Below are 2,679 nucleotides of genomic sequence, written 5' to 3'. Positions count from 1 at the left end.
CCGTGAAGGGCTACGTCGACAGCCTGCGCATCGAACTTCTCGCCGCCCGGACGCCGGTGTCGGTGACGCTCATCAAGCCGAGCGGCATCTCCTCGCCGCTGGCCGAGCACGCGGCCAACCACATGGACCGCGCGGCCAAGGTGCCGCCGCCGGCTTATGCGCCCGAAACCGTGGCGGACGCCATCCTTCACGCCGCCCAGCATCCGCGGCGGGAAATCGTTGTCGGCGGCGCAGGCGCCCTGCAGATCCTCGGCGAGAAAACCGCGCCGCGCCTCCTCGATCGGGTGTCAGGCCTGATCATACCGTTGCTGAAGGATCGGCGGCGACCGCCAGGCGGCGACAGCAACCTTTGGGACGCGGAGATGGACGGGCGGGTGACGTCCCCGCACGAGCACGGACGGCGGCCCAGCGCCTATACCGCGGCGACGTTCCACCGGCCGGCGGCGCTGGCGCTCGGAGCCCTGGGACTGGGTCTGCTCGCGGCCGCGACGCTGATCGGTCCGGCTAAGCGGTCCGCGCCGCCCACAAGGCCTCGGCGCGGGCCTTCAGCGCCTCGTTCATCTGGATGAAGGCGCGGTTCAGCGCCCGGCCGTTGCGGCGCAGGTAGCCGCGAGCCAGGAAGCCGGAGATCAATTCGCCGTTCGAGACGATGCAGCCGGTCTCGGACAGCGGCTCGATCTCGAGGAAGTGGATCGACTTCACCAGCCCGCCGCTCATGGAGGTGCGCCAGTGCAGCTGCTCGTTCGGCACCCATTCCAGCACCGTCGGACGCAGCGCCTGGGGCGCCTGCCCCGGCAGGGCGAGCGTCAGGTCGAGCGGCTGGCCGATGCGGATGTCGCCCGTCGCCTTGGTGTAGACCGGGTTCCACTCCGCCCAGGCGGCGAGGTCGTAGATCGCCGACCAGATCACCTCGGCCGGCGCCTGGACGCCGATGCGGTTTTCGATGCGGACGCCCGGCGGGCCCTTGGGCGGCGGCGGCTTGCCCTCGGTCTTCAGGCTCATGGTCTTTGGGCCCATGCCGCCGCCCCGGCCGAACGGGGTGCTCTTCAGCTCGGGGGCCTTGAAGGCCATCAGGCTTGCTCCTTGATCCGCCAGGTCGCGCCCGTCGGGCCGTCCATCACCTCGACGTTCAACGCCGCGAGCTCGTCGCGGATGCGATCGGCGTCGGCCCAGTTCTTCGCCGCGCGGGCGGCGGCGCGGGCGGCGATCAGTTCGTCCACCCGGGCTTTCAGGCCCTCATCGGCGCCGCTCTGGAACCAGCCCTGCGGGTCGGCCGTGAGGAAGCCCATGAGGTTGGCCGCCTCCAGCAGCGCAGCGCGGTGGTTGGCGACCCCCTTCCAGTCCTGCTTCATCAACGCCTGGCGAAGTCCGTCGGAAATCCCGAACAGCTCGCTCATCGCCGCGGCGGTGTTGAGGTCGTCGCAAAGCGGCTCGCGGACCCGCGCCACGAGGGCGTCGATCTTGTCGGCGCGGCGGCTCTCCTCCGGGGCGCCGCCGCGGATCGCGCGGGCCACGTCGTCGAGCACGCCATACAGGCGATCCAGGGCCGACTTCGCCTGCTCGATCAGCTCCCCGTTCCACTCCAGCGGGCCGCGATAGTGGCCGGCCAGCAGCGCCCAGCGGATTGCTTCGCCCGGGTAGTGCTGGATCAGGTCGTGAGCGAGGGCGACGTTGCCCAGCGACTTGGACATCTTCTCGTCGCCGAAGTTCAGGAAGCCGTTGTGCATCCAGACGGCCGCGTAGGTGTGGTCGTGGGTCGCGCAGACGCCCTGGGCGCGCTCGTTCTCGTGGTGCGGGAAGATCAGGTCGACACCGCCGCCGTGGATGTCGATCGGCAGGCCAAGGGCCTCGTCGATCATGGCCGTGCACTCGATGTGCCAGCCGGGGCGCCCGGGCCCGAACGGGCTCGGCCACTCCGGCTCGTTCTCCTTCGACGGCTTCCAGAGCACGAAGTCGGCAGGGTGGCGCTTGTAGGGGGCGACGTCGACGCGGGCCCCGGCGATCATCTCGTCCATCGGCCGGCCGGAGAGCTTGCCGTAGTCGGGATAGGCCTGGGTGTCGAAGAGCACATGGCCCTCGGCGGCGTAGGCGGCGCCGTTCTCGACCAGCCGGGCGATCATGGCGATGATGGCGTCCATCGTCTCGGTGACCCTCGGCTGGAAGGTCGGCCGCAGGGCCCCGAGCGCCGCGGCGTCGGCGTTGTAGGCGGAGAGGTAACGGTCGGTGATCACGCCGATGGCGACCCCCTCTTCGGCCGCCTTCCGGTTGATCTTGTCGTCCACGTCCGTGACGTTGGCGGCATAGAGGACGTGGTCCTCGCCGTAGATGTCCCGCAGCAGCCGGAACAGCAGGTCGAAGACCACCACCGGCCTGAAGTTGCCGATGTGGGCGAAGTTGTAGACCGTCGGCCCGCAGACATACATCGTCACCCGCTGCGGATCGCGCGGGGCGAAGTCCGCCTTCCGGCGGGTCATGGTGTCATAGAGCTTCAGGGTCATCGGATCCGGGGGAGAAAGCGTCACGGTTGCCGCAGGCGGCGGCCTGCCCATATACAGGCGGCGCAAAGCCTAGGCCACCCGACGGCCTCTAAGGAAAGACCATCCCCCGCATGGACGCCATCCGCGACCGGACCCTGCCGGGTTCCGACGACCTCGAACCCGTCAAGCGGCCGAGCCGCGA

At 69.9% G+C, this 2,679-nt stretch carries 2 protein-coding genes and 1 pseudogene; 1 reads left to right on the top strand and 2 read right to left on the bottom strand.

Going from position 1 to position 2,679, the window contains the following annotated elements; translation table 11 throughout:
- Positions 1-569, top strand: a pseudogene (locus ACILRF_RS15965) (hypothetical protein); the annotation flags it as partial.
- Here ACILRF_RS15965 and ACILRF_RS15960 read toward each other — a convergent pair.
- Positions 505-1,071, bottom strand: a complete 567-nt coding sequence (locus tag ACILRF_RS15960; RefSeq protein ID WP_395674630.1) for an SRPBCC family protein — start codon at positions 1,069-1,071, stop codon at positions 505-507. The pseudogene ACILRF_RS15965 and the gene ACILRF_RS15960 overlap by 65 nt on opposite strands.
- The gene (cysS, locus tag ACILRF_RS15955) at positions 1,071-2,498 is read right to left on the bottom strand and encodes a cysteine--tRNA ligase (RefSeq protein WP_395674632.1); all 1,428 of its coding nucleotides are present in this window, start codon (positions 2,496-2,498) and stop codon (positions 1,071-1,073) included. Before cysS ends, ACILRF_RS15960 begins: the two co-directional genes overlap by 1 nt.
- Positions 2,499-2,679 lie beyond the last annotated feature (181 nt).

This window comes from Phenylobacterium sp. (genome assembly GCF_044236515.1).
GTDB lineage: Bacteria > Pseudomonadota > Alphaproteobacteria > Caulobacterales > Caulobacteraceae > Phenylobacterium.
This window is presented reverse-complemented; position numbering and strand designations above follow the sequence as displayed.